Annotated in this window: 21 protein-coding genes and 1 tRNA gene; 18 read left to right on the top strand and 4 right to left on the bottom strand. The window is 69.2% G+C overall.

Annotated features, from left to right (window positions below; genetic code table 11):
• Nucleotides 1–182: 182 nt before the first annotated feature.
• The 18 genes from pheS (at nucleotide 183) to GGR66_RS05785 (ending at nucleotide 19,777) form a co-directional block, all read left to right on the top strand.
• The gene (pheS, locus tag GGR66_RS05700) at nucleotides 183–1,178 is read left to right on the top strand and encodes a phenylalanine--tRNA ligase subunit alpha (protein ID WP_184447575.1); all 996 of its coding nucleotides are present in this window, start codon (nucleotides 183–185) and stop codon (nucleotides 1,176–1,178) included.
• A 119-nt stretch (nucleotides 1,179–1,297) separates the two neighbouring features.
• On the top strand, nucleotides 1,298–3,676 hold the full coding sequence (gene pheT, locus GGR66_RS05705) for a phenylalanine--tRNA ligase subunit beta (protein ID WP_184447576.1): 2,379 nt from the start codon (nucleotides 1,298–1,300) through the stop codon (nucleotides 3,674–3,676).
• Nucleotides 3,677–3,699: 23 nt separating this feature from the next.
• Complete coding sequence (locus tag GGR66_RS05710) at nucleotides 3,700–3,999, top strand: integration host factor subunit alpha (RefSeq protein WP_003466661.1); 300 nt, start codon at nucleotides 3,700–3,702, stop codon at nucleotides 3,997–3,999.
• Entirely contained in the window at nucleotides 3,980–4,336 is a 357-nt protein-coding gene (locus tag GGR66_RS05715) for a MerR family transcriptional regulator (protein ID WP_009597860.1), read from the top strand. Before GGR66_RS05710 ends, GGR66_RS05715 begins: the two co-directional genes overlap by 20 nt.
• Nucleotides 4,337–4,440: 104 nt before the next feature.
• Nucleotides 4,441–4,517, top strand: a tRNA-Pro gene (locus GGR66_RS05720).
• Between the two features lie 581 nt (nucleotides 4,518–5,098).
• Nucleotides 5,099–5,791 carry a polysaccharide biosynthesis/export family protein gene (locus GGR66_RS05725; RefSeq protein ID WP_048489932.1) on the top strand — a complete coding sequence of 231 codons (693 nt, stop codon included), beginning with the start codon at nucleotides 5,099–5,101 and terminating at the stop codon, nucleotides 5,789–5,791.
• On the top strand, nucleotides 5,788–7,224 hold the full coding sequence (locus GGR66_RS05730) for a GumC family protein (RefSeq protein ID WP_184447577.1): 1,437 nt from the start codon (nucleotides 5,788–5,790) through the stop codon (nucleotides 7,222–7,224). The genes GGR66_RS05725 and GGR66_RS05730 overlap by 4 nt, the downstream gene beginning before the upstream one ends.
• Before the next feature lie 309 nt (nucleotides 7,225–7,533).
• Complete coding sequence (locus GGR66_RS05735; RefSeq protein WP_160967341.1) at nucleotides 7,534–8,994, top strand: undecaprenyl-phosphate glucose phosphotransferase; 1,461 nt, start codon at nucleotides 7,534–7,536, stop codon at nucleotides 8,992–8,994.
• Between the two features lie 178 nt (nucleotides 8,995–9,172).
• The gene (locus GGR66_RS05740; RefSeq protein WP_184447578.1) at nucleotides 9,173–10,450 is read left to right on the top strand and encodes a polysaccharide biosynthesis protein GumE; all 1,278 of its coding nucleotides are present in this window, start codon (nucleotides 9,173–9,175) and stop codon (nucleotides 10,448–10,450) included.
• Complete coding sequence (locus GGR66_RS05745) at nucleotides 10,447–11,544, top strand: acyltransferase family protein (RefSeq protein WP_184447579.1); 1,098 nt, start codon at nucleotides 10,447–10,449, stop codon at nucleotides 11,542–11,544. The genes GGR66_RS05740 and GGR66_RS05745 overlap by 4 nt, the downstream gene beginning before the upstream one ends.
• Nucleotides 11,545–11,587: 43 nt before the next feature.
• Complete coding sequence (locus GGR66_RS05750) at nucleotides 11,588–12,721, top strand: glycosyltransferase family 4 protein (protein ID WP_184447580.1); 1,134 nt, start codon at nucleotides 11,588–11,590, stop codon at nucleotides 12,719–12,721.
• Nucleotides 12,718–13,767, top strand: a complete 1,050-nt coding sequence (locus GGR66_RS05755) for a GDP-mannose--glycolipid 4-beta-D-mannosyltransferase (RefSeq protein ID WP_184447581.1) — start codon at nucleotides 12,718–12,720, stop codon at nucleotides 13,765–13,767. The genes GGR66_RS05750 and GGR66_RS05755 overlap by 4 nt, the downstream gene beginning before the upstream one ends.
• Nucleotides 13,764–15,266 (top strand): lipopolysaccharide biosynthesis protein, encoded by a 1,503-nt coding sequence (locus GGR66_RS05760; RefSeq protein ID WP_184447582.1) that lies wholly within the window; start codon nucleotides 13,764–13,766, stop codon nucleotides 15,264–15,266. The genes GGR66_RS05755 and GGR66_RS05760 overlap by 4 nt, the downstream gene beginning before the upstream one ends.
• Nucleotides 15,267–15,318: 52 nt before the next feature.
• Entirely contained in the window at nucleotides 15,319–16,506 is a 1,188-nt protein-coding gene (locus GGR66_RS05765; protein WP_160967352.1) for a glycosyltransferase, read from the top strand.
• Between the two features lie 52 nt (nucleotides 16,507–16,558).
• Nucleotides 16,559–17,350, top strand: coding sequence for a polysaccharide pyruvyl transferase family protein (locus tag GGR66_RS05770; protein ID WP_184447583.1), 792 nt, complete (start codon nucleotides 16,559–16,561; stop codon nucleotides 17,348–17,350).
• A complete protein-coding gene (locus GGR66_RS05775) occupies nucleotides 17,337–18,125 on the top strand; it encodes a WecB/TagA/CpsF family glycosyltransferase (RefSeq protein ID WP_184447584.1) in 789 nt (262 codons plus the stop codon). The genes GGR66_RS05770 and GGR66_RS05775 overlap by 14 nt, the downstream gene beginning before the upstream one ends.
• Before the next feature lie 75 nt (nucleotides 18,126–18,200).
• On the top strand, nucleotides 18,201–18,671 hold the full coding sequence (locus GGR66_RS05780) for a cupin domain-containing protein (RefSeq protein ID WP_160967358.1): 471 nt from the start codon (nucleotides 18,201–18,203) through the stop codon (nucleotides 18,669–18,671).
• Between the two features lie 77 nt (nucleotides 18,672–18,748).
• Nucleotides 18,749–19,777 carry a TraB/GumN family protein gene (locus tag GGR66_RS05785; RefSeq protein ID WP_326520941.1) on the top strand — a complete coding sequence of 343 codons (1,029 nt, stop codon included), beginning with the start codon at nucleotides 18,749–18,751 and terminating at the stop codon, nucleotides 19,775–19,777.
• Between the two features lie 132 nt (nucleotides 19,778–19,909).
• On the opposite strand, the gene dxs is transcribed toward GGR66_RS05785, so the two are convergent.
• From dxs to GGR66_RS05805, 4 genes are all read right to left on the bottom strand, one after another.
• Nucleotides 19,910–21,823 (bottom strand): 1-deoxy-D-xylulose-5-phosphate synthase, encoded by a 1,914-nt coding sequence (gene dxs / locus GGR66_RS05790; protein WP_184447586.1) that lies wholly within the window; start codon nucleotides 21,821–21,823, stop codon nucleotides 19,910–19,912.
• Nucleotides 21,824–21,967: 144 nt separating this feature from the next.
• Nucleotides 21,968–22,627 (bottom strand): HNH endonuclease, encoded by a 660-nt coding sequence (locus tag GGR66_RS05795; protein ID WP_184447587.1) that lies wholly within the window; start codon nucleotides 22,625–22,627, stop codon nucleotides 21,968–21,970.
• 101 nt (nucleotides 22,628–22,728) lie between these two features.
• Nucleotides 22,729–24,513 (bottom strand): acyl-CoA dehydrogenase C-terminal domain-containing protein, encoded by a 1,785-nt coding sequence (locus GGR66_RS05800; RefSeq protein WP_184447588.1) that lies wholly within the window; start codon nucleotides 24,511–24,513, stop codon nucleotides 22,729–22,731.
• Between the two features lie 104 nt (nucleotides 24,514–24,617).
• Nucleotides 24,618–25,265: a response regulator transcription factor gene (locus GGR66_RS05805; protein ID WP_184447589.1), complete on the bottom strand. Its 648-nt coding sequence runs from the start codon at nucleotides 25,263–25,265 to the stop codon at nucleotides 24,618–24,620.
• Nucleotides 25,266–25,330 lie beyond the last annotated feature (65 nt).

The raw sequence follows: 25,330 nt of genomic DNA on the forward strand, positions 1-25,330 counted from the left end.
CCGCACATCCATGTGCGGGTGTTCGGCGGGAGCAATCGCAGTCATGCAGGGGAAGGGCGCAAGTCCTTCCCCTTTTGCGTTTTTGGGCGTCCCGGCGACGGGGCGCCTGCCGGGTAGGGAGGTTCCGCATCGGCGGGACACGGTGGCCACGGGTTCGGCCGGAGCAGTGAGGCGCGAGTGCAATGAGTGAGATCGATTCCCTGAGCGGGCAGGCGCTGGCGGACATCGCCGCGGCGCAGAGTCCGGAGGCGCTGGAGCAACTGCGGGTCGCGCTGCTCGGCAAGAGCGGCAGCATCACCGCCCAGCTCAAGCAGCTCGGCGCGCTGGCGCCGGAGCAGCGCAAGCTGACCGGCGAGGCGATCAATCGCGCGCGCGACACGGTATCCGCCGCGCTGGCCGAGCGCCGCGCGCTGCTGGAAACCGCGGCCCTGGACGCACGCCTGGCCGCCGAGCGCATCGACGTGACCCTGCCGGGCCGGCGCGGCGAACGCGGCGGGCTGCATCCGGTCACCCGCACCCTGGAGCGCATCACCGAGATCTTCGCGCGGCTGGGCTACGAACTGTCCGACGGCCCCGAGATCGAGGACGACTGGCACAACTTCGAGGCGCTGAACTTCCCGCCGCACCACCCGGCGCGGGCGATGCACGACACCTTCTATTTCGGCGATGGCCGCCTGCTGCGCACCCATACCTCGGGCGTGCAGGTGCGCTACATGGGTGAGCATGCGCCGCCGCTGCGCATGATCGCCGCCGGCAAGGTCTACCGCAGCGACAGCGACCAGACCCATTCGCCGATGTTCCACCAGGTCGAAGGCCTGCTGGTCGACGAGCACGCGACCTTCGCCGACCTCAAGGGCACCCTGGCCGAGTTCGTGCGCGCGTTCTTCGAGCGCGATTTCCAGATGCGCTTCCGTCCCAGCTACTTCCCCTTCGTCGAACCCGGCGCCGAGGTCGACATCGCCTGGCAGCAGCCCGACGGCAGCACCCGCTGGCTGGAGGTGCTCGGCTGCGGCATGGTGCACCCGAACGTGCTGCGCAACGTCGGCATCGACCCGGAGCGCTACACCGGCTTCGCCTTCGGCATGGGCGTGGAGCGCTTCGCGATGCTGCGCTACGGCGTCAACGACCTGCGCGCCTTCTTCGAGAACGACGTGCGGTTCCTGCGGCAGTTCGCTTGAGGGCGGGGATTCGGGATTCGGGAGTGGGGATTCGCGAAAGCGGGTCCACGCGGCTTCCGGATCTCGCTTGACCCGCTCTTACGAATCCCCACTCCCGAATCCCCAATCCCGGCTCCCCAATGAAATTCAGCGAAAACTGGCTGCGTAGCCACGTTCCGACCCAGGCCACGCGCGAGCAGCTTGTGGCCACCCTGACCGCGATCGGCCTGGAGGTCGAGGAGGTCGTGTCGCTCGGCGACGGCCTGCAGCAGGTGGTGGTGGCGCGGATCGTCGAGGCCGCGCCGCATCCCGAGGCCGACCGGCTGCAGGTGTGCCGGGTCGATGCCGGGCAGGGCGAGCTGCTGCAGATCGTCTGCGGCGCGCCCAATGCGCGCGCCGGACTGGTTGCGCCGTTGGCGCTGGTCGGCGCCCAGGTCGGCGGCATCGCGATCAAGCCTGCCAAGCTGCGCGGGGTCGAATCCAACGGCATGCTCTGCTCGGCCAAGGAGCTGGGCCTGGACAGCGACGCGTCGGGCCTGTTCGAACTGCCCGACGATGCGCCGATCGGCCAGGCGCTGACCGAGTATCTGGGCCTGCCCGACGCCAGCATCGAGATCAAGCTCACCCCCAACCGTGCCGACTGCTTCGGCGTGCGCGGCATCGCCTACGACGTGGCCGCGGCCTGCGGCAGCGACGTGCTGCCGCTGGTGGTGGCGCCGGCCGCGGTGAGCAGCGCGCGCACGCTGCCGGTCGCGCTGGCGGCGGGCGCCGACGCGCCGCGTTACTGCGGCCGCGTGGTCGAGGACCTGGATGCGGCGGCGAAGACGCCGCTGTGGATGGCCGAGCGCCTGCGCCGCAGCGGCGTGCGTCCGGTCTCGCTGCTGGTGGACATCACCCAGTACGTGATGCTGGAACTGGGCCAGCCGATGCATGCGTTCGACCTGGACACGTTGCAGGGCCCGGTCGGTGTGCGTCACGCGCGCGCCGGCGAGACCCTGACCTTGCTTGATGGCCGCGAGGCCGCGCTGGATCCGGGGTTCCTGCTGGTCACCGATGCCGATCGGCCGGTGGCGCTGGCTGGGTTGATGGGCGGCCAGGCCACTCGTGTCACCGAGACCACCCGGCACGTGTTCCTGGAGGCCGCGCATTTCGCCCCGGCGGCGATCATGGGCCGCGGCCGCAAGCTCGGCCTGCACACCGATGCCGGTCACCGTTTCGAGCGCGGCGTGGACCCGGCATTGCCGCGGCAGGCGCTGGAGTTGGCCACGCGGTTGGTGCTGGAGCTGGCCGGCGGACGTGCCGGCCCGGTGGTCGAGGCCGAGTTGCCGGAGTTCCTGCCGAGGCCAGCGCCGATCGCGCTGCGCCGCGCGCGCATCCTGCGCGTGCTCGGCATCGAGATCGCCGATGCCGACGTGGAGCGCATCCTGCGCGCGCTGGGCATGGACGTGGCCGCTTCGGCCGATGGCTGGCAGGTCACCGCGCCGAGCCGTCGCTTCGACATCGCCCTGGAAGAGGACCTGATCGAGGAACTGGCGCGCATCCACGGCTACGACCGCCTGCCGACCACCTTGCCCGGCGGCGCCACCCGCATCGCCATGGATAGCGAGATCCAACTGGACGAGCGCAGCGTGCGCCGCCAGTTGCTGGCGCGCGATCTGCTCGAAACCATCAACTACGCCTTCGTCGATGCCGCGCTGCTGGACCAGTGGGGCCTGCACGACGGGCGCGTGGCCCTGGCCAATCCGCTCAGCGCCGAGCTGGCGGTGATGCGTCCGTCGCTGTTGCCGGGGCTGGTCGCCGCGCTGGGCCGCAACGTCGCGCGCCAGGCCGGGCGCGTGCGCCTGTTCGAGCTGGGCAAGGTGTTCGCCGCGACGGCGGAGGCCGGCGCGGCGCCGACCGAGACCCAGCGCGTGGCGGCGGCCGTGTGCGGCGATGCCGACGCCCTGCAGTGGGGCCTGCCGGCGCGCAAGGTGGATTTCCACGATCTCAAGGGCGACCTGGACGCATTGGCCGCAGCCTCCGGCGCGCGCCTGGACTACCGGGCGTCGACGCACCCGTTCGCGCACCCGACCCGTTCGGCCGACGTCTATCGCGACGAAACCCGGATCGGCTGGATCGGCCAGCTGCATCCGCGGCTGCTGCAGGCGATGCAGATCGACGTGGACGTGCTGGCGTTCGAGCTGGACCTGGCGCCGCTGGCCGCGCGCGCCCTGCCGCGCGCCGCCGAACTGTCGCGGTTCCCGTCGGTGCGTCGCGACCTGGCCTTCGTGGTGCCGGACGCGGTGAGCTGGGCGGCGCTGGCGCGCAGCGTGCGTGCGGCGGTGGGGCCCTTGCTGCGCGAGGTGGTGCTGTTCGACCGCTACGTCGGCGCGGGGGTCGAGGCTGGTTGCAAGAGTCTCGCTATGGGCTTGATTTTGCAGGACAACACGCGCACTCTGACAGACCGCGACGTGGAGGCGGTGGTCGCCGATGCCGTGGCCGCGCTGGCGCGCGAACACGACGCGCGGATGCGTGGTTGAGACGTACAGGGGATAGCAGGGCAATGGCGTTGACCAAAGCGGAAATGGCCGAGCGGTTGTTCGACGAAGTCGGGCTGAACAAGCGCGAGGCCAAGGAATTCGTCGATGCGTTCTTCGACGTGCTGCGCGATGCGCTCGAGCAGGGGCGGCAGGTGAAGTTGTCCGGTTTTGGCAACTTCGACCTGCGCCGCAAGAACCAACGGCCCGGCCGCAATCCCAAGACCGGCGAAGAGATCCCGATTTCGGCGCGGACGGTGGTGACCTTCCGTCCTGGACAGAAGCTCAAGGAGCGAGTGGAGGCTTATGCTGGACCCGGGCAGTAACCGCGAACTTCCGCCGATTCCGGCCAAGCGCTACTTCACCATCGGTGAGGTCAGCGAGCTGTGCGACGTCAAGCCGCACGTGCTGCGCTACTGGGAAACCGAATTCCCCAGCCTGGAACCGGTCAAGCGGCGCGGCAACCGACGCTACTACCAGCGCCACGACGTGCTGATGGTGCGGCAGATCCGCAGCCTGCTGTACGAACAGGGCTACACCATCGGCGGTGCGCGGCTGCGCCTGGAAGGCGAGGGTGCCCGCCAGGAATCGGCGCTGAGCAACCAGATCATCAAGCAGGTGCGGCAGGAGCTGGAAGAAGTCCTGCAGTTGCTGCGGCGGTGAGGTGGCGCGGCGCTCGCTGACGCTAGGAATGGCCGCCGCAAACCCGCTATAATCGCCAGCTCGCCGCAAGGCGGGTCCGCCATGACGGCGGAGACGCAACACACCGGGGTATAGCGCAGCCTGGTAGCGCACTAGTCTGGGGGACTAGTGGTCGTCGGTTCGAATCCGGCTACCCCGACCATCTTTCGAAGGCCCATGTCCATGACATGGGCCTTTTTGTTTTGGTCGCGAGGAAGGCTGGGGCTGGCTGGAGAGCTGATCGGGATGCGGCGTTTGGACGCCCGGCGCGCATGCCGGTTGCGTGTCGGGGTCGCCACACGTGGCGATCTGTAACGCCGCGAGGGGCGGCGAGCACGTCGCCGTAGACAAAAAGCGCCGGAGTGCGCCGTTCCAGCGCCGCGCCGTCGCCCAGCCGGAACGGAAAGCCCCGTCAGAACTGGGAGCAATGCAGCGTCAATGCATTGACATTGGTCACGTTAACACCGCGTCGATGGAACGTTCACGGGCCCTTGCCAGGCTGAATCGCCGGACATGTAGTTGAACCTTGCTGTTACTGCGTCAAAAAAATGTCGGGTAACGCCTTGGTGACGGCAGATGCCTGTGCCATAGTGCGTTGCAACACGAAGCTTCGCTGTTGGCCAGGGCCGTTCGTCCCAGGCAGGAATTGACACCGTGATCATTCTCCGGCCGGGAGGGAACCCTGGCCGGCTGGACGAGTGCGGCGCTTCGAAAACCATTCGACAGAGGGCATCAGCATCGCGCATGGGTAAACTCTCCGTGACCTTCCATTGGGCGCTGGCCCTTTTCTGCCTGGCGCTGCTGTCGGCATGCAACAGCGGGCCGGCGATGCGTTCGGACCTGCCGCCGGGCGATCCGCTTGCCGCGTCCATGGGCAAGCCGGAATACCTGCTCGGCCCGGGCGACCTGCTCACGGTCAAGGTGTTCCAGGTCGACGATCTGGAGCGCCAGGTGCGGGTCGACAACGAGGGCCGCATCTCGCTGCCGCTGATCGGCGACGTCAAAGCCGCCGGCTCCAGCGTCAATGCCCTGCAGAAGGAGATTGCCGACCGCTACCGCAACGGCTATCTGCAGAACCCGCAGGTATCGGTGCTGGTGGACGAGTTCACCGGCAACCGGGTCACGGTCACCGGCGCAGTCAGCGAGCCGGGCATCTATCCCATCCAGGGCTCCGCGCTGACCCTGCAGCAGGCGCTGTCGCTGGGCAAGGGCGTCAGCGACGTGGCCAGCCGCGGCAACGTGGTGGTGTTCCGTACCGTCGGCGGGCAGAAGATGCTGGCCCGTTTCGATCTGCGCGATATCCAGAAGGGCGCGGCGCCCGATCCGGCGATCTACGGCGGCGACATCGTGGTGGTGTACCGCTCCGATGCGCTGGTGTTGCTGCGTACCGTGGTGCAACTGACCCCGTTCGTGATGGTCTGGAGGGCCTACCGATGAGCGCCTCCACCTTGCCTCCCGCCTCCGCGCCGCGTCCGCGCCCGGTGGCCGCGCCGCTGAGCCCGGCCGACATCGGCCTGCTGGATTACTGGAATGCGCTGTACCGCCAGCGTTGGCTGATCGTCGGCATCACCGCCGCCGTGGTGCTGCTGGCGCTGCTGGTGATGCTGCTGATGACGCCCAAGTACCGCGCCACCAGCGTGCTGCAGATCGAGCGCGAATCGCTCAACGTCGCCAACGTCGCCAACCTGATGCCGGTGGAGTCGCCGCAGGACCGCGACTTCTACCAGACCCAGTACGAACTGCTCGGCAGCCGTTCGCTGGCGCGGCAGGTGATCCGCGAGGCCAAGCTGACCCAGGCGCCGGCGTTCAAGCCGCTGGTCGACGAAGCCCTGGAGAAGCTGCAGGACAACGGCGACGGGCGTGCGCCGACGCCGCAGGCGCGTGCCGCCGCGGCCGAGAATGCGCTGGTTGGACGGGTGCTGGACGCGTTGACCATCGAGCCGGTCCGCGACTCGCGCCTGGTGCGGATCAATTTCGATTCGCCCGATCGCGTGCTGGCCACGCGCGTGGCCAACACCTACGCCAAGATGTTCATCGCCTCGACCCAGGAACGCCGGCTGCAGGCGTCCTCGTTCGCGGCGCGCTACCTGTCCGAGCGCCTGGCGCAACTGCGCGACAAGGTCGAGGAGTCGGAGAAGAACGCGGTCGACTATTCCAGCCAGGAACAGATCGTGTCGATGGGCGAGGACAAGCCGTCGCTGCCGACACAGAACATGAGCGAGCTGAATGTGCGCCTGGCCGCGGCGCAGGACGCGCGGATCAAGGCCGAGGCGGCCTGGCGCCAGGCCGGCATCGGCGACGGCATGGGCCTGCCGCAGGTGGTCAGCAACCCGTTGATCCAGAGCCTGCGTACCGAACAGGCCAAGCTGACCGCCGACTACCAGCAGAAGCTGGCCACGTTCCAGCCCGGCTATCCGGAAATGCAGCGCCTGCAGAACCAGATCGCCGAGACCAAGCGGCAGATCGCCGACGAGATCGCCAACATCCGCGGTGCGCTGAAGAACGACTACGAAGCGGCGCGGCAGCAGGAGACGCTGCTCGCCGACCGCATCGCCGCACTGAAGAACGACGAACTTGACCTGCAGACCCGCAGCATCCGCTACACCATGCTGCGCCGCGAGGCCGACACCAACCGCCAGCTCTACGACGCGCTGCTGCAGCGCTACAAGGAGATCGGCGTGGTCGGCAACGTGGGCACCAACAACATTTCCATCGTCGACCGCGCCGATGTGCCGGGCAAGCCGAGTTCGCCGAAGAAGCTGCTCGGCCTGGCACTGGCCTTCGTGTTCGGCTTGTTCCTGGCGGTGGCGGTGGCGCTGGTGCGCTACTTCATCCGCGAGGCCGAAGCCGCGGCGGCGGCTTCGGCGTGATGTCGCAGCGCGATGGCGCGCCGCACCGCGCATGGCGCGAGCGCGTGCCGCAACGCACACATCGGCATCGGTTCGACGCACAGTCTTCAGTGAGGTGATACGTGGTTCAGCTAGGCAATGAGGTGCTCCATTATTTTCCAGCGCGGTTGTACGAAGACGTTCTTCTGTTGAAGTAGTCACGGGCTGCCGTGGACCTGGGGTCGGCGAGGGAGGCGCCGCAGCGGTCCATAGGCAGGCGAAATCGAGGCCCGGCGGCGTCGCATGTTCCCCCGCATGCCGATCGACCGGGTTTGGATAGGAATCCCGATCATGCTTTTGGCAGACCTGAGTAGCGCCACCTATACGACCTCCTCGCCGCGCATGCTGTCCAAGTACGCGGCCGCGGCAGACATCCTGCTGCGCGTCTCCGACCTGACCGTCATGGTCGGCGGCGCCTTGCTGACCCATCGGTTGCTGTTCGGCACCTGGATGCCGGAACCGGCGTATCGGGTGGCGATCGGCACCACCCTGCTGTACGCAGTGATCTGCTTCGCGCTGTTCCCGCTGTATCGCAGCTGGCGCGGGCGCGGCCTGCTGCGCGAAATGATGGTGTTGAGCCTGGCCTGCGGTGGCGTGTTCGCGCTGTTCGCGGTGCACGCCTTCGTCGTGCAGTTCGGCCAGCAGGTCTCGCGGCTGTGGATCGGCACCTGGTTCGTCACCAGCCTGGCGACGCTGCTGCTCTCGCGCACGGTGGTGCGCGGCGTGCTCAACCGGCTGCGCTCCGAAGGTGTGGACGTGCAGCGGGTGGTGGTGGTCGGCCTGCGCCATCCGGTGGTGAAGATCCACAACTACCTGAGCCGCAATCCCTGGGTCGGCATGCAGGTGATGGGCTACTTCAGCAGCGACTACGACCTGTCGGTGGCCGACCATCCGCAGAAGCTGCAGTGCCTGGGCGAAGGCACCGCGGACGCGCTGATCGACTACCTCGACGACCACCAGGTCGAGCAGGTGTGGATCTCGCTGCCGCTGGGCGAACGCGACCACATCAAACAACTGCTGCAGCGCATGGACCGCTATCCGATCCAGGTCCGGCTGATCCCCGACCTGTTCGACTTCGGCATGCTCAACCAGTCCGGCGACCAGATCGGCAACGTGCCGGTGATCAACCTGCGCCAGGGCGGCGTGGACCGCAACACCTACTTCGTGGTCGCCAAGGCGCTGCAGGACAAGCTGGTGGCCCTGGCCGCGCTGGCCGTGTTGTGGCCACTGATGCTGGCGATCGCGGTGGGCGTGAAGCTGAGCTCGCCGGGTCCGGTGTTCTTCCGCCAGCGCCGCCACGGCCTGGGCGGGCGCGAGTTCTACATGTACAAGTTCCGCTCCATGCGCGTGCAGCAGGAGCCCAGCGAGGTGGTGGTGCAGGCCACGCGCGGCGATAGCCGGGTGACCCGCTTCGGTGCGTTCCTGCGCCGGACCAGCCTGGACGAGCTGCCGCAACTGTTCAACGTCCTGGGCGGCAGCATGTCGGTGGTGGGGCCGCGTCCGCATGCGGCGCAGCACAACACCCACTACGAAAAGCTGATCCACCACTACATGCAGCGGCACTACGTGAAGCCGGGCATCACCGGCTGGGCGCAGGTCAACGGCTTCCGCGGCGAGACGCCGGAGCTGCGCACGATGAAGAAGCGCATCCAGTACGACCTCGACTACATCCGCCGTTGGTCGTTGTGGCTGGACACGCGGATCATCGTGCTGACCGCGTTCAAGGTGCTCGGGCAGAAGACCGCCTACTGATGCGCCCGATGCGTCTTCTTCCCGCCGACCGTGAGCAGCGCCGGCGTCGCCGCCGCGTCGCTGTCGTTTCTGTCCCGCTTGCGCCGAATGACGTCGCGCGCGGCACCCGTGTGCCGCGCCTGGCGGCGGCGCACTGCCGCGTTGGCGCGCGATGCATCGCCACCGCAGGGAGCTGCGCATGCTGAGCGCACCGGACATGCCGCTGCGCGAGCAGCGCCGCAACCTGCTGATCGAGCTGGTGTTGCTGTTCGCCATCGGCTACAACTTCGTGCTGGCGGTGATCAACGCCAAGGTGTTCCGGGTCAGCCCGGCGATGACCTATGCGGTGGAACTGGCGGTCTATGCCGCCTGCTTCCTGCTCGGCCTGCGCGCGCTGGATCGCAAGCGCCTGGCGATGGTGTTCACCGGCATCGCCCTGTTGGCGCTGCTGATGCTGGTGCGCCTGTTCCTGGCGTGGTCGCTGGATCCGAAATTCTTCCGCGATGCGCTGATCCCGTTCGCCTTCCTGCTGCTCGGCGCCGCCTATACCGGCTCGCTGCCGCGCATGTTCGTGCGCATGGCGCTGCTGGTGTCGCTGGTGGCGGTGTTCGAACTGGCGCTGCCCAAGGTCTACGGCGACGTGGTCAATCCCAAGAGCTATTTCGTCAATGCACGCGGCGCCAGCGCGTCGAGCTTCTGGAACCAGGACAGCAACCTGTTCGTCAGCGCGACGCGACCGGGTGCGCGCAACTTCCTGCCGTCGTCGAACCTGCCGCGCGCCTCCTCGGTGTTCATCGAGCCGGTGACGATGGGCAACTTCATCATCTTCTTCACCGCCATCCTGCTGACCTTCTGGCGCTGGATGCGGCCGTTCGCGGTCGTCGCCTCGGTGGCGATGATCGGCTTCCTGATCGTGGCCTCGGACGGACGCCTGGCCGCCGGCACCTGCGTGATGATGGCGCTGCTGAGTCCGTTGCTGCTGCGCATGGATCAGCGCCTGGGCTTCCTGATCTTCTTCGCGGTGATGGGCGGTGCATGGCTGCTGGTGTGGGCCTCGGGCATCCAGAGCTATGAGGACACCACGCTGGGGCGGGTGTTCTTCACCGTCGATTCGATCCGCAGGATGAGCGCCGATGCGTGGATGGGGCTGGACGTGGACCAGCCGTACCGCTACTTCGACAGCGGCATCGCCTACTTCATCTCCTCGCAGTCGGTGCTGCTGGTGCTGGCGTTCCTGCTGGCCTATTCGTTCGCGATGCTGATGCGCACCATCGAAGGGCAGTTGTTCAAGAACCTGCTGATCTTCGCGTTCTCGCTGAGTCTGCTGGTCTCCAACGGCTACTTCTCGATCAAGACCGCGGCGCTGTGGTGGTTCGTGTGCGGCTGTCTGTGGCAGATGGCGCCGCAGTTGCGCGATGCGTCCGCGGTGCCGCCGCGGCCGGCACCGGTCCCGCGGATTCCGGCGGTGCCGGCATGAGCGCGCCGGCCACGGCCGTCTCCGCGTCCGTGCCGGCGCAGGCGCGCAGCGCACGCGCGAGCGTGCCGCGCGACATGCGCATCGACGCGGCCAAGGCGATTGCGATCCTGCTGGTGGTGTTCGGCCATGCCAAGGGCATTCCGCATGCCTACGTGATCCTGGCCTACAGCTTCCACGTGCCGATGTTCTTCCTGTTGTCGGGCTGGGTCGGCGAGGCCTTCGGCAATCGCCCACTGACCCTGGCCACGGTCGGCAAGCTGGCGCGCAGCCTGTTGCTGCCGTATGTGGCGTTCTTCTTTGTCGCCTACGCGTACTGGACGCTGACCCGGCATATCGGCAGCAAGGCGCAGCTGTGGGGCGACCGGCCGTGGTGGGAGCCGCTGCTGGGCCTGGTCAGCGGCATCGGCCCCAAGCTCTACGTGATGCCGGCCCTGTGGTTCCTGCCGGCGCTGTTCGTGACCACGCTGGCGTATCTGGCGCTGCGGCGGACGCTGTCGGTGCAGGCCCTGGCCGGGCTGTCGCTGCCGCTGGCCTGGGGCTGGGCCTGCTGGTTCCCAGGGCAGGATATGCGCCTGCCGTTCTCCCTGGACGTGCTGCCGGTGGCGCTGTGTTTCTTCGCGATCGGCGCGCTCGCCGCGACGCGCGCGCAGTGGTGGCCGGCACGGCCGGCCGGCAATGCGCTGGCGGCGGTGCTGCTGGGCGCGGCCTGGTTCGCGATCGCCTGGCACAACGGCCGCGTGGACGTGAACCTGCTCAAGTTCGGCGATTCGCCGCTGGGCTTCCTCGCCGCCAGCCTGCTCGGCAGCGCCATGGCCTTGTGCATCGCCGGCCTGGTGCAGCGCTGGGCCTGGCTGCAGTGGATCGGACGCAATACCTTGCTGATCCTGTGCACGCACACCTTGTTGTTCTCGGTGATGGCCGGCGTCGCCGCCCGCACCGGCCTGGTTCGCGGCGATGCCTGGGGACCGGCCTGGGCGGTGTCGGTGAGCGTGCTGGCGGTGCTGGCCAGCGTGCCGATCCGCGCGGTGCTGGTGCGGGTCGCGCCGTGGATGATCGGCGTGCGGCGCAGCGCGGTCGCAGGAGCGACGGCATGATGGCGACGCTGCGGACCGCGCACAGGCGCGACGGAGGCCGGGCATGAAGGTGGTGCATGTGGTGCGCCAGTTCCATCCCTCGGTGGGCGGCATGGAGGAAGTGGTGCTGAACATCGCCCGCCGCCATCTGCAGCAGGGACGCGACCAGGTGGAGGTGGTGAGCCTGGAGCGGGTGTTCACCGATTCGCAGCAGCGCCTGGCGCCGCGCGATAGTCATCAGGGCGTGCCGATCGTGCGCTTGCCGTACCGCGGCTCCTCGCGCTACCCGCTGGCGCCGTCGGTGCTGGCGGCGGTGCGCGGCGCCGATCTGCTGCACGTGCATGGCATCGATTTCTTCTACGACTTCCTGGCCCTGACCCGGCCGCTGCACCGTGTGCCGATGATCGTCTCCACCCATGGCGGTTTCTTCCATACCACCTACGCCTCGCGCCTGAAGATGCTCTGGTTCAAGACCCTCACCCGCGCCTCGGCGCTCGCCTATGCGCGGGTGGTGGCGACCAGCGAGAACGACGGCCAACTGTTCTCGCAGGTGGTCGCGCCGCAGCGGCTGCGGGTGATCGAGAACGGCGTGGACGTGGACAAGTTTGCCGGGCAGGGCAGCGCCACCCCAGGACGCACGCTGATCTACTTCGGGCGCTGGTCGGTCAACAAGGGCCTGCTGGAGACCCTGGACCTGGTGCGCGCGCTGGCCGCACAGGACCCGGCCTGGCAGTTGATCGTGGCCGGGCGCGAATACGACTTCAGCGTGGCCGACCTGCAGCGGGCCATCGCCGAGCGCGGCCTGCAGCAGCGGGTGCGCCTGCAGGTGGCGCCGACCCAGGCGCAGCTGGCGCAGTTGCTCGGCAGCGCGCAGTACTTCGTGTGCCTGTCGCGGCACGAGGGCTTTGGCCTGGCCGCGGTGGAGGCGATGAGCGCCGGGCTGTTGCCGATCCTCAGCGACATCCCGCCGTTCGCGCGTCTGCAACGCGAGTCGGGGCAGGGCGTGCTGGTCGATCCGGCCGATGCGCAGGCCGCCGCGGCCACGGTGCGTGCTTTTGCCAGCGGCACCGATGCGGCCTTCGCCGCGCAGCGCGAAGCGGCGATGGCCTATGCGCATCGCTACGACTGGGACCGCGTGGTCGGCGCCTATCTGGACGAGTACCGCCTGGCGCTGGGCGGAGCGGAGGGCGGCCGATGAGCGGCGAGAGTCAGCGCCACGGCGCGTCGCAGCAGGCTGCGCCGGCGGTGACCGTGCTGCTGTCCACCGAACGCCCGACCGCGACCACCAATCCCTACCTGACCCAGCTCTACGCGGCGCTGCCGCCGCAGGTGCAACTGCGTTTCTTCTCGATGCGTGCGGCACTGCTGTCGCGCTACGACGTGCTGCACCTGCACTGGCCGGAGTACCTGCTGCGGCATCGCACCGCGCTCGGCGCGCTGGCCAAGCAGGTCTGCGTGGCCCTGTTGCTGTTGCGCCTGCGCCTGGCCGGGGTGCCGATTGTGCGCACCCTGCACAACGTGGCGCCGCACGAGGACAAGGGCTGGCGTGAACGCCTGCTGCTGCGCTGGATCGACCGCCAGACCGCACGCTGGATCCGCATCAACGCGACCACGCCCACGCGCGCCCCGGCCACCGACACCATCCTGCACGGCCACTACCGCGACTGGTACGCGCCGCTGCCGCAACCGCCGCGGGTCCCCGGGCGTCTGCTGCATTTCGGGCTGTTGCGCCCGTACAAGGGCGTGGAAACGCTGGTCGCCACGCTGCGTGCGCTGCCCGATCCGCAACTGAGCCTGCGCATCGCCGGCAATCCGATCGATGCGCAGATCCGCGGCGTGGTCGAGCGCGCCTGCAGCGAGGATCCGCGGATCAGCGCACGCCTGCAGTACGTGGAAGACGCGGTGCTGGCACAGGAAATCGGCGAAGCCGAACTGGTGGTGCTGCCGTATCGGCAGATGCACAACTCCGGCACCCTGCTGCTGGCACTGTCGCTGGCGCGCCCGGTGCTGGCGCCGTGGAGCGAGGCCAATGCCGCCATCGCCGAGGAGGTCGGTGCGCAGTGGGTGCAGCTGTACCAGGGCGAGCTGGACGCGGCGCAACTGGCGCAGGCCCTGGCGCAGGCGCAGCAGTTGCCGGCCGACGCCGTGCCGGACCTGTCGCGGCGCGACTGGAACGGGATCGGTCTGCAGCACTACCGCAGTTATCTGCAGGCGTTGACCGCGCGCCGCGGGGAGCACGCATGAGCGGCACCGAGACCCCACGGCCGGCGGCGCCGCAACCCGGGCTGGGCGCGCGCGCGGCCGGCGGTGCGGCGGTGACCATGGCCGGGCAGCTGGCCAAGATGGTGGTGCAGTTCGGCGGCATCATTCTGTTGGCGCGGCTGCTGACGCCCTACGACTACGGCCTGATGGCGATGGTGACGGCGATCGTCGGCATGGCCGAGATCCTGCGCGATTTCGGCCTGTCCTCGGCGGCGATCCAGGCCAAGCACGTCAGCCGCGAGCAGCGCGACAACCTGTTCTGGATCAACAGCGGCATCGGCCTGGTGCTGGCGATCGTGGTGTTCCTGTCCTCGGCGTGGATCGCGCACTTCTACCGCGAGCCGGCCTTGCTCGGCATTTCCCAGGCGTTGGCGGTGACCTTCCTGCTCAATGGCATGACCACGCAGTACCGCGCGCACCTGAGCCGTGCGCTGCGCTTCGGCCAGGTCTCGCTGAGCGATGTCGGCGCGCAGGTGCTGGGCCTGCTGGCCGGCGTCGGCGTGGCGCTGGCCGGCTACGGCTACTGGGCGCTGGTCTGGCAGCAGGTGGTGCAGGCGCTGGTCAACCTGCTGATCGCCGGTGCCTGCGCGCGCTGGCTGCCGCGCGGCTATCGGCGCGACGCGCCGATGCGCACCTTCCTGAGCTTCGGCTGGAACCTGATGGCGGCGCAGTTGCTCGGCTATGCCAGCCGCAACGTCGGCCAGGTGATCATCGGCCACCGCATCGGCGCCGAGGCGCTGGGCCTGTACAACCGCGCGTTCCAGCTGCTGATGATGCCGCTGAACCAGATCAACGCGCCGGCCACCTCGGTGGCGCTGCCGGTGCTGTCGCAGCTGCAGGACGATCCGCCGCGCTTCGGCAACTTCCTGCTGCGCGGGCAGACGGTGATGGTGCACCTGATCGTGGCGCTGTTCTCCTTCGCCTGTGCGCTGGCGATGCCGCTGATCGTGCTGGTGCTGGGCGAACAGTGGCGGCCGGCGGTGCCGCTGTTCCAGGTGCTGACCCTCGGCGGCATCTTCCAGACCGCCTCCTACGCCACCTACTGGGTGTTCCTGGCGCTGGGCCTGATGCGCCAACAGCTGGTGTACTCGGTGGTGGGGCGGGTGATGCTGATCGCCTGCATCTTCGCCGGCTCGTTGTGGGGCGTGATGGGCGTGACCGTGGGCTACACGCTGGGCTTGCTGGTGATGTGGCCGCTGTCGGTGATCTGGATCGCGCGGATCGCGCCGCAGATCCCGGCCTGGGAACTGTTCAACAACGCCTTGCGCGCCGTGCTCGGCTACGGCGTCTGCGGCGTCGCCGCCTACTTCGCCGCGCAGCAGTGGGGCGGCGCGTCGTTGTGGCTGCAACTCATCGTGGGTGCGGCGGCCATGGCGATCGCGTGCCTGCTGGTGTTCGCGCTGTGGCCGGCGTTCCGCCGCGACGTGCTGGCGATCGTGCAGATGCGCACGCTGCTGCGCCAGGCGCGGAGCACGCGATGAGCGCCGGCCTGCCGCCTCTTTCTTTCCCTTCCTCCCGCCTAGGAGCGAGCGCATGAGCGATTCTTCCGCAGCGGCGCTGCCCGCGTCGGCGCCGAGCGCTGCCGCCACCGGCCGCCCGCCGTGCTACCTGGTGCTGTCGGCGCACGACTACCGCACGCCGCGCCGCGCCAACATCCACTTCATCGCCGATGAGCTGGCCAAGCGCGGCACCACGCGCTTCTTCTCGCTGCGCTACAGCCTGCTGTCGCGGCTCAAGGGCGACCTGCGCCTGCCGCTGGACGCCAGCGCCAACCAGGTGGTTCGCCACAACGGCGTGGACTGCTACCTGTGGCGCGCGCCGCTGCATCCGTTCAACACCCGGCGGCGCTGGCTGCGGCCGCTGGAAGACCTGATGTTCAAGCTGTACGCGGCGCGCGCGCCGGCCACGCTGCTGCGCTGGATGCGCGAGGCCGACGTGATCGTGTTCGAGAGCGGCATCGCAGTGGCCTTCATCGCGCTGGCGGCGCGGATCAACCCGACCGCACGCAAGGTGTACCGCGCCTCCGACGGCTTGAGCACGATCAACGTCGCCGACTACATCGAGCGCGAGTTCGACCGCATGGCGCCGAGCCTGGACGTGATCGCCCTGGTGTCGCCGGCGATGGCCGAGGAGGTCGCCAGCCGCCACAACGTGTACCACGTCGGCCACGGCGTGGACCACGACCTGCACACGCTCGGCGACCCGTCGCCGTACGGCGAGGGCATCCATGCGGTGGCGGTGGGCTCGATGCTGTTCGACCCGGCGTTCTTCGTGGCCGCCAGCCGCGCCTTCCCGCAGGTCACCTTCCATGTCATCGGCTCGGGCATGGACCGCGCGCCCGGCTATGGCGACAATGTGGTGGTGTACGGTGAAATGAAGCATGCCGAGACCATTCGCTACATCAAGCACGCGCGCTTCGGCATCGCGCCTTACGCCTCCGAGCAGGTACCGGCCTACCTGGCCGACAGTTCGATGAAGCTGCTGCAGTACGACTTCTTCGGCCTGCCGGCGGTGTGCCCGCATGCCGTCGTCGGCCGCTATCCGTCGCGCTTCGGCTACACCCCCGGCGACGAGGCATCCATCGTCGCCGCGATCGGGCAGGCGCTGCAGGCGCCGCACGTGCGCCATCGCCAGTGCCTGAGCTGGTCCGACACCACCGATCGGGTGCTGGATCCGGCCGCCTATCCGGAGACACGTCTGTTCGCCGACGGCGCGGTCTGAGCACACGCCGTCGGCGTGTTCGCCGTCCACCCCGCGCAACCAAGGAGGACCGATGTCCGCATTGCAAAAATGGATCGATTACGAAGAGCGCCGGGCGCTGTTCTGGTGGAAGCCGAAGAACGGCGAGATCAACGTCGGCGATCACCTGTCCAAGATCATCGTCTCCAACGTGCTCGGCCAGCGCGACCGCACCTTGCTGGACAAGCGCGACAAGCGCCAGCGGCTGATCGCGATCGGCTCGGTGCTGCATTTCGCCCGCGACGGCGACACCGTGTGGGGCAGCGGGGTCAACGGCAAGATCCCCGCCGACCGCCACAGTTTCCGTCAGCTCGACGTGCGCGCCGTGCGCGGACCCAAGACCCGCGCGTTCCTGCGCGAGCGCGGCCTGCAGGTGCCGGAGGTGTATGGCGACCCGGGCTTGCTGATGCCGCTGTTCTTCCCGCGCGAGGCGTTGGCACCGGCGCCGGCACGGCGGCCGTTCCTGGTGGTGCCGCACTTCAACGAACCGTTGGACAAGTACGCCGGCTACAAGGATCACCTGGTGTTGCCGAACCGCCAGCCGGCCGCGTTCGTGCGGCAACTGCTCGGCGCCGAGCTGGTCGTGTCCAGTTCCTTGCACGGGCTGATCCTGGCCGAAGCCTATGGCGTGCCCTCGGTATACCTGGACTGGGGCAACGGCGAGGACCGTTTCAAGTACGACGACTACTACGCGGGCACCGGCCGCAGTCGCTGGCACGCCGGACACACGGTGGAGGAATGCGTGGCGCTGGGCGGCAATACCGTGTTCGACCTGGCGGCGGTGCAGCGCGGCCTGCTGGAGAGTTTTCCGCATGACCTCTGGTGAGCGCGCGACGGGCGAGGTGCTCGCGCTGGGCGGCTATCCGATCCTGCGCAGCACCGAAGCCGATTTCGTCGCCACCCTGCTGCAGGCGCTGGCACGCGGCGAGCGCCGCCAGGTGTTTTTCGCCAACACCAACTTCGTGGTGCAGTGCCAGGCCCTGCGCGAGCGTCTGGCCGCGCCGGGCGTGTGCATCGTCAACGACGGCATCGGCATGGACCTGGGCGCGCTGCTGGTGCACGGCCGCCGCTTCGCCGGCAACCTCAACGGCACCGACCTGATTCCGGCGCTGTGCCGGAAGAGCGCGCGTCCGCTGCGCTTCTTCCTGCTCGGCGGCCGTCCCGGCGTGGCCGAGGCCGCGGCGCAGACCTTGCGGCAGACGCTGGGACAGCAGGTGGTCGGTACCTGCGACGGCTACGCCGAGTTCGCCGCGGCCGGCGAAGACCTCGCCGCGCGCATCAACGCCAGCGGCGCCGACGTGCTGCTGGTGGCCTTCGGCAATCCGCTGCAGGAGCGCTGGCTGCTGCAGCAGGCCGGCCGGCTGCAGGTGCCGTTGGCGTTCGGCGTGGGCGCGCTGCTGGACTTCCTGTCCGGTACCGCCCGGCGTGCGCCGGCCTGGGTGCGCCGGCTGCGCCTGGAATGGATCTACCGCCTGCTGCGCGAACCGCGGCGCCTGCTCAAGCGCTACAGCTGGGATCTGCTGGTGTTCTTCGCGCTGTGTCTGCGCCGTGGCCGGCGGCTGGCAGCAGCGCCCGCCCGCGACTCGCTGCCGCAGGCATGAACGGGGCGCGCATCGGCCGCGCAGATCGCAGCGCCTGACATGCGCGGGGCCGCGCGGCAGGATTAGACTGGAGGCATGTCCAGTGCCGCCGCCTTCCGAATCGCCGCCCTGGTGCGCGACTTGTCGCTGCTGCCGCACCCGGAAGGCGGGCGCTATGCGCGCGTGCATACCTCGGCGGTAATGGTGCAGCACGCGCAGACGCTGCGCCCGGCCTGTACCGCGATCCGCTTCCTGCTGGAGCAGGGCGAGGTCAGCCGCTGGCACCGCATCGATGCCGACGAGACCTGGCAGTGGGAAGAGGGCGGGGCGCTGGAGCTGTTCGGCTTCGACCCGCACCACGGCCTGCAGCGCTACCGCCTGGATGCCAGCGAGCGCGGCGGCATGCCCTCGGTGGTGATTGCGGCCGGCACCTGGCAGGCGGCGCGTCCGCTGGCCGACTATTGCCTGGTGCGCTGCGTGGTGGCGCCGGGCTTTCTCTGGGAGCGCTTCGAATTGCTGGAAGACAGCGACCCGCTGGCCGCGCATCTGCCCAGACTGGACGGGTAGTCATGCCTCCGCGGCTGGGGTGGAGCAGGGCACGCGGACTGCACGCGACGACCAGACAAGAACGCGTTGCGCGCCGGTTGCGGACGCTGCTGTGCCTGGCGGCCGCGCTGCTGGCGCCGGCCGGTGTGCAGGCGCAGACCGCGACGCCAGCCGCGCCCTCCTCGCCACGCGCCGCGGCGCCAGCCAGCCCCCCGGTGGTCGACCTGGACGCGGTGCTGGTGAGCGGGCGCCAGCCCGGCCCGGGGCTGTGGCAGGTCCGCCGCGGCGACCACGTGCTGTGGATCCTCGGCACGGTCTCGCCGCTGCCCAGGCGCATGCAGTGGGAATCGGGCGAGGTGGAGCGGGTGATCGCCCAATCGCAACAGGTGATCGGGGCACCGACCCTCACCCTGGACTCGGGCCTGGGCATGTTCCGCAGCCTGTTGCTGCTGCCGTCCTTGCTCAAGGCGCGGCGCAATCCCGACGACCGCACCCTGCAACAGGTGCTGCCGCCCGAGCTCTATGCACGCTGGCTGCCGTTGAAGGCGCGTTACCTGGGCCGCGACAGCAGCGTGGAACGCTGGCGTCCAGTGTTCGCCGCGCAGGAACTGTACGAGGCGGCGATGCGCACATCTGGCCTGAGCCTGGGCAGCGTCGTGCAACCGGTGATCGAGCGTACGGCCAAGCGCGCCAAGGTACCGATCGTGCCGGTGGTCGTGGAGGTCAAGGTGCCCGACGCCAAGCGCGCGCTGCAGGAATTCCGGGCAACGACCTTGAACGACAGCACCTGCTTCGCGCGCACCCTGCAGGTCATCGATCGCGACCTGGCGACGATGCGCCAGCGCGCCAACGCCTGGTCCGAAGGCGATCTGGAGACGCTGACCACGTTGCCCGCCAACGATCAGTACCGGGTCTGCCTCGATGCGGTCGGCGAAGCGGCGATCGCGCGCAAGCTGGGCCTGGGCGATGTGCGCAAGCGGGCCCAGGCGGCCTGGTTGCAGGCGGCCGAGCGGGCGCTGACGCAGAACCGCTCCAGTTTCGCGGCGTTGCCGATGCAGACCCTGCAGGACCCTGGCGGGCCGCTGGACCGGCTGCGTGCCCGCGGTGACGAGGTGATCGCGCCTTAGGGCGTGCGCTGGGGGCCGTGTCCCACGCGGAGCGGCCTCTGTGCGCGTCCGGAATGTAGATGCACGCGCGGTGGCGCAAGCCATCAGGCACGGCACGCGCTGAGGCCGTGCCGTACCCGCCGACCGCGGCGGTCAGCCCGCCGCAGTGCGCGGTGCGCTGGCGCTGGTGGCCAGTTGCGGCCAGCGCTTCAGCACTGCGGCGCGGATGCCGGCGGCGTCGATGCCGGCTTCGGCCAGCAGTTGCTCGCGGCTGGCGTGGTGCTGGAACGCGTCGGGCAGGCCCAGGTGCAGCACCGGGCGCAGCACGCCTTCGGCGTTGAACAGCTCGGCCACGCCGGAGCCGGCGCCGCCGGCCACCACGTTGTCCTCGATGGTCACGAAGCCCTCGTGGCTCTGCGCAAGTTCCAGCAGCAAGGCGCGGTCCAGCGGCTTGACGAAGCGCATGTTGACCACGCTCAGGCCGAGTTCGCGGCCGACCTGTTCGGCCGCCGCCACGGTCGCGCCGAAGGCCAGCAGCGCCACCGTGTGGCCCTGCGCGCGCACTTGCGCCTTACCGATCGGCAAGGGTTCCAGCGTGGTTCCGGGGGCGATCCCGGGGCCGGTGCCGCGCGGGTAGCGCACCGCGGCCGGGCCGGCATGGCGCAGGCCGGTGCTGAGCAGTTGCCGGCACTCGGCTTCGTCGGCCGGCGCCATCACCACCAGGTGCGGCACGCAGCGCAGGAAACTCAGGTCCAGGTTGCCGGCATGGGTGGCGCCGTCCGGGCCGACCACGCCGCCGCGGTCGATCGCGAACAGCACGTCGAGCTGCTGCACCGCCACGTCGTGCACCAGTTGGTCGTAGCCGCGCTGCAGGAAGGTGGAGTAGATCGCCACGACGGGCTTGGCGCCGTGCACGGCCATGCCCGCGGCCAGGGTCACCGCGTGCTGCTCGGCGATGGCCACGTCGAAGTAGCGCTGCGGGTACTCCTTGCTGAAGCGCACCAGGCCCGAGCCTTCGCGCATCGCCGGGGTGATCGCCAGCAGCGCCGGCTCGGCCGCGGCCATGTCGCAGATCCAGTCGCCGAACACGTCGGTGTAGGTCGGGGCCTTGGCGCCCGGCTTGGCCACCAGGCCCTTGCTGGGATCGAACGGGCCGACTGCGTGATAGCCGATCTGGTCGCCCTCGGCCAGTTCGTAGCCCTTGCCCTTGGTGGTGATGACGTGCAGCAGCTGCGGACCCTTGAGGGTCTTGAGCGTCTTCAGCGCGCCGAGCAGCGCCGGCAGGTCGTGGCCGTCGATCGGGCCGGTGTAGTGGAAGCCCATTTCCTCGAACAGCGTGGACGGCACGAACATGCCCTTCCAGTGCTCTTCCCAGCGCCGCACGAAGCGCGCGGTGGGGTTGCTCTTCTTGTCGCCGAGGATCTTCTTGCCGCCCTCGCGGATGGCGTTGAGGGTCTTGCTGCCGCTCATCCGCCCCAGCATCTTGGTGACCCCGCCGACCGCCTCGGAGATCGACATGCGGTTGTCGTTGAGGATCACCAGCAGGTTCGGTTCCGGGTCCATGCCGCCGGCGTGGTTCAGCGCCTCATAGGCCATGCCGGCGGTCATCGCGCCGTCGCCGATCACCGCCACCACCTTGCGCTCGTCGCCCATGCGCTGCAGCGCCACCGCCATGCCTAGCGCAGCCGAGATCGAGGTGGAGGAATGGCCGACACCGAAGGTGTCGTACTCGCTTTCCTCGCGCTTGGGGAACGGCGCCACGCCGTCGGCCTGCTTGACCGTGTGGATGCGGTCGCGGCGCCCGGTGAGGATCTTGTGCGGATAGGTCTGGTGGCCGACATCCCACACCAGTTGGTCGACCGGCGTGTCGTACAGGTAATGCAGGGCGACGGTGAGTTCGATCACGCCCAGCCCGGCGCCGAAATGGCCGCCGCTCTTGCCGACGCACTCGATCAGAAAGGCACGCAGTTCCTCGGCGATGGCCGGCAGCTCCGATTCATCGAAGCGGCGCAGTTCGGCGGGGACCTGGATGCGCGAGAGGCGCGGATAGCGGGTGGAGTCGATCATCGGGATGGAGGTTCAGCGGACCTGTCATTTTCCTCTCCATTCCGGGCACACGCAATCAACCCGTTCAGTCGCGGGCGCGCGCATGGCCTGTTTCGGCACGGGTGCGGCAATCCGTCGCAGCCCCATGAAGATGATGTGATGCGGCTAGCGCGACAGCTTCGAGCGCTTCGGCAACTGCGCCTTCAGGAACGACATCTGGTCGGCCAGGATGTTGCGGTTGGACAGGATCAGGTGCTCGATCCAGCTCGGCCGGTACGGCACCGCCAGCAGTGGCATCGAGGCCTGCTGCGGGGTGCGGTTGCCCTTGCGCGAATTGCAGTGGAAGCACGCGGTGACCACGTTCTCCCAGATGTCGCGGCCGCCCTTGGACACCGGCAGCACGTGATCGCGGGTCAGCTGCGGGCGGCTGAACTGCTGGCCGCAGTACAGGCACAGCTGCGCATCGCGGGCGAACAGCGCGGTATTGGTCAGGGTCGGGGTGGGGTCGAGCGCACGCGCATGCGCGTGGCCGCGCGCGGCGATGATCGGGTGCAACTCCAGCACGCTGCGCTCGCCACTGGCGCGGCTGATGCCGCCATGGATGTGCAGGCACGGCTCGCCGAGGGTCCAGGCGACCGCGCCGCGCGCGTACAGGCAGGCGGCGTCCTGCCAGTTGATCCAGTCCAGCACGCGGCCGTGCGCGTCCAGCGACAGCAGCCGGACCGAAGGCAGGTGGGAAGGGGACGCCGCAGGCGACGGGACCGCGGCCGAAGTGCCGCAGGCCCCGGTATCGATCAGACCAAGCGTTGTTGTGTCTGTCTCCATCGGGAAAACAGCTTATACCCGATTGGTGACGGTTTGTGTATCGGCCGCGGCGGGCCATGCAGTCCCGGCACGGCGTGCGTGCCGGGGCTGCGTGCGCGGTCTCAGAACTGCGCGTCTGCCAGCGCCATCAGCGGCGCGGCGCCGCTGTCGATGGCCGCGGCGTGGGTCAGCGTGCGCGGCAGCAGGCGGGCGTAGTAGAAGCGGGCGGTCTCGCGCTTGGACTGCTTGAACGCCTCGCCGTGCGCCGAGGCCTCGGCCGCGGCGACGCTGCGCGCCCACCAGTAGGCCAGCACCACGTAGCCGGAATAGAACACGTAGTCGTAGCTGGCCGCGCCCAGTTCCTCGGGATTGCCGGCGGCGCGCTGCAGGATGCGCTTGGTCAGCGCCGCCCACTCGGCGGCCTTCTCGCGCAGCGGCGCGACGAATTCGGCCACCGCCAGGTTGTCGGCGTGCTCGCTCAGGAAGGCCTCGATCTGCGCCAGGAACAGCTTCAGCCCCGCGCCCTGGCTGGACGCGGTCTTGCGGCCGATCAGGTCCAGCGCCTGGATGCCGGTGGTGCCTTCGTAGAGGGTGGTGATGCGTGCGTCGCGGGCCAACTGCTCCATGCCGTGTTCGTGGATGTAGCCGTGGCCGCCGAAGCACTGCAGCGCGTGGTAGGTGTTCTCCACCGCCCACTCGGTCTGGCAGGCCTTGGAGATCGGGGTGAGGAAGCTGACCAGCACGTCGGCCTGCTCGCGTTCGGCCGGATCCTGCGCGCTGTGCGCGATGTCGATCAGAGTCGCGGCGTGCAGGGCCAGCAGGCGGCTGCCTTCGGTCAGCGCCTTCACCGTCAGCAGCATGCGCCGCACGTCCGGGTGCACCAGGATCGGGTCGGCCGGCTTCTCCGGCAGCTTGGCGCCGCTCAACGAACGCGACTGCAGGCGCTCGCGGGCGTAGTGCAGCGCGTTCTGGTAGGCGCGCTCGGACAGGCCGATGCCCTGCAGGCCGACACCCAGGCGCGCGGTGTTCATCATGGTGAACATGGCCTGCAGGCCCTTGTGCGGCTGCCCGACCAGATAGCCCTGGGCGCCGTCGAAGTTCATCACGCAGGTGGCCGAGCCGTGGATGCCCATCTTGTGCTCCAGCGAGCCGCAGCGCAGCGCGTTGCGCTCGCCGACGCTGCCGTCGCGGGCGACCTTGAACTTCGGCACCACCAGCAGCGAGATGCCCTTGGCGCCGGCCGGCGCGTCCGGCAGCCGCGCCAGCACCAGGTGCACGATGTTGTCGGTGAAGTCGTGCTCGCCGGCGGTGATGAAGATCTTGGTGCCGCTGACCGACCAACTGCCGTCGGCGTTGGGTTCGGCGCGGGTCTTGAGCAGGCCCAGGTCGGTGCCGCAATGCGGCTCGGTCAGGCACATGGTGCCGGTCCAGCGGCCGTCCACCAGCGGCTTCAGGAACACCTCCTGCTGCCAGGCCTCGCCGTGCTGCTTGAGCGCCTCGACCGCGCCGTGCGACAGCAGCGGGAAGTTGCCCCAGGCCAGGTTGGCGGCGTTGACCATTTCGTTGAGCGGCACACCCAGGGTGTGCGGCAGGCCCTGGCCGCCGAACTCGGCGGCGGCGGTCAGCCCGGTCCAGCCGCCCTCGGCGAACTGCCGGTAGGCCTCGCGGAAGCCGGGCGCGGTGGTCACCGCGCCGGTGGCCTTGTCCAGGGTGCAGCCGTGCTCGTCGCCGACCCGGTTCAGCGGCGCCAGCACGGTGCCGGTGAAGCGCGCCGCTTCCTCCAGCACCGCGTCGATCAGTTCGGCGTTGGCGTCGGCATGGCCGAGGCGGGCGAACAGCGCCTCCACCTGCAGCACGTCGTGCAGCGCGAAGCGGAGATCGGTCAACGGGGCTTGATAGGTGCTCATGCGATCGCTCGTGACGAGGGCCGCGGTGCGGCCGAGGTCCCCAGGATACTATGGCGTATGGAGTAAGCGTAGCCGGCTCCGAACGAACCGCCGCGCGGCGCCGTTCAGTCGAGCAGGCCGTGGCGGACCGCGTAGCGCACCAGTTCGGCGGTATTGCGCATGCCCAACTTGTTGAGCACGCGGAAGCGGTGGTTCTCGGCGGTCTTGACGCTGATCTGCAGCACCCGCGCGATCTCCTTGGTGGTGCGGCCTTCCACGATCAGGTGGAACACCTCGCGTTCGCGTGCGGTCAGGCTGCGGTAGGGATCGGGCGGCAGCGCCTGCGGCTGCTGCATCTGTGTCACCAGCGCCTGCGCGGCCTGCGGCGAGAAGTGGCCGCGGCCGGCATACAGGTTGCGCACCGCGGCGATCAGGTCGGCGCTGGCGCTGTCCTTGAGCAGGTAGCCGGAGGCGCCGGCGCGCACGGCGTGCAGCACATACTCGTGTTCCTCGTGCATGGTCAGCACCAGGATCCGCGCCAGCGGCACGGTCTCGCACAATCGTCTGATCACGTCGATGCCGTTGAGCCGCGGCATCGAGATGTCCACGATCGCCACGTCCGGGCTGGTCGCCTCGGCCTTGGCCAGCGCCTCGATGCCGTCGGCGGCCTGCGCCACCACCTGGATGCCGTCGATCGCGTCGAGCACGGCGACCAGGCTTTCGCGCACCAGGGTGTGGTCGTCGGCGATGAGGACCCGGATCGGCGCGCTCATGCCGGTGCGCTCCAATCGCGCTGACAGGCGGGATCTCGCGGCGTGTGCAGCGCCGCGCGGGTGTC

This window comes from Xanthomonas sp. 3498, assembly GCF_014199795.1.
Lineage (GTDB): Bacteria > Pseudomonadota > Gammaproteobacteria > Xanthomonadales > Xanthomonadaceae > Xanthomonas_A > Xanthomonas_A rydalmerensis.

Excerpts from the sequence above, each read along its gene's own strand:
- GGR66_RS05755 (WP_184447581.1), top strand. The coding sequence starts at position 12,718 with ATGAGCGGCGAGAGTCAGCGCCACGGCGCGTCGCAGCAGGCTGCGCCG.
- pheS (WP_184447575.1), top strand. The coding sequence starts at position 183 with ATGAGTGAGATCGATTCCCTGAGCGGGCAGGCGCTGGCGGACATCGCC.
- GGR66_RS05715 (WP_009597860.1), top strand. The coding sequence starts at position 3,980 with ATGCTGGACCCGGGCAGTAACCGCGAACTTCCGCCGATTCCGGCCAAG.
- GGR66_RS05740 (WP_184447578.1), top strand. The coding sequence starts at position 9,173 with ATGCTGAGCGCACCGGACATGCCGCTGCGCGAGCAGCGCCGCAACCTG.
- GGR66_RS05760 (WP_184447582.1), top strand. The coding sequence starts at position 13,764 with ATGAGCGGCACCGAGACCCCACGGCCGGCGGCGCCGCAACCCGGGCTG.
- GGR66_RS05725 (WP_048489932.1), top strand. The coding sequence starts at position 5,099 with ATGGGTAAACTCTCCGTGACCTTCCATTGGGCGCTGGCCCTTTTCTGC.
- pheT (WP_184447576.1), top strand. The coding sequence starts at position 1,298 with ATGAAATTCAGCGAAAACTGGCTGCGTAGCCACGTTCCGACCCAGGCC.
- GGR66_RS05710 (WP_003466661.1), top strand. The coding sequence starts at position 3,700 with ATGGCGTTGACCAAAGCGGAAATGGCCGAGCGGTTGTTCGACGAAGTC.
- GGR66_RS05745 (WP_184447579.1), top strand. The coding sequence starts at position 10,447 with ATGAGCGCGCCGGCCACGGCCGTCTCCGCGTCCGTGCCGGCGCAGGCG.
- GGR66_RS05750 (WP_184447580.1), top strand. The coding sequence starts at position 11,588 with ATGAAGGTGGTGCATGTGGTGCGCCAGTTCCATCCCTCGGTGGGCGGC.
- GGR66_RS05770 (WP_184447583.1), top strand. The coding sequence starts at position 16,559 with ATGTCCGCATTGCAAAAATGGATCGATTACGAAGAGCGCCGGGCGCTG.
- GGR66_RS05730 (WP_184447577.1), top strand. The coding sequence starts at position 5,788 with ATGAGCGCCTCCACCTTGCCTCCCGCCTCCGCGCCGCGTCCGCGCCCG.
- GGR66_RS05775 (WP_184447584.1), top strand. The coding sequence starts at position 17,337 with ATGACCTCTGGTGAGCGCGCGACGGGCGAGGTGCTCGCGCTGGGCGGC.
- GGR66_RS05780 (WP_160967358.1), top strand. The coding sequence starts at position 18,201 with ATGTCCAGTGCCGCCGCCTTCCGAATCGCCGCCCTGGTGCGCGACTTG.
- dxs (WP_184447586.1), bottom strand. The coding sequence starts at position 21,823 with ATGATCGACTCCACCCGCTATCCGCGCCTCTCGCGCATCCAGGTCCCC.
- GGR66_RS05795 (WP_184447587.1), bottom strand. The coding sequence starts at position 22,627 with ATGGAGACAGACACAACAACGCTTGGTCTGATCGATACCGGGGCCTGC.
- GGR66_RS05800 (WP_184447588.1), bottom strand. The coding sequence starts at position 24,513 with ATGAGCACCTATCAAGCCCCGTTGACCGATCTCCGCTTCGCGCTGCAC.
- GGR66_RS05765 (WP_160967352.1), top strand. The coding sequence starts at position 15,319 with ATGAGCGATTCTTCCGCAGCGGCGCTGCCCGCGTCGGCGCCGAGCGCT.
- GGR66_RS05735 (WP_160967341.1), top strand. The coding sequence starts at position 7,534 with ATGCTTTTGGCAGACCTGAGTAGCGCCACCTATACGACCTCCTCGCCG.
- GGR66_RS05805 (WP_184447589.1), bottom strand. The coding sequence starts at position 25,265 with ATGAGCGCGCCGATCCGGGTCCTCATCGCCGACGACCACACCCTGGTG.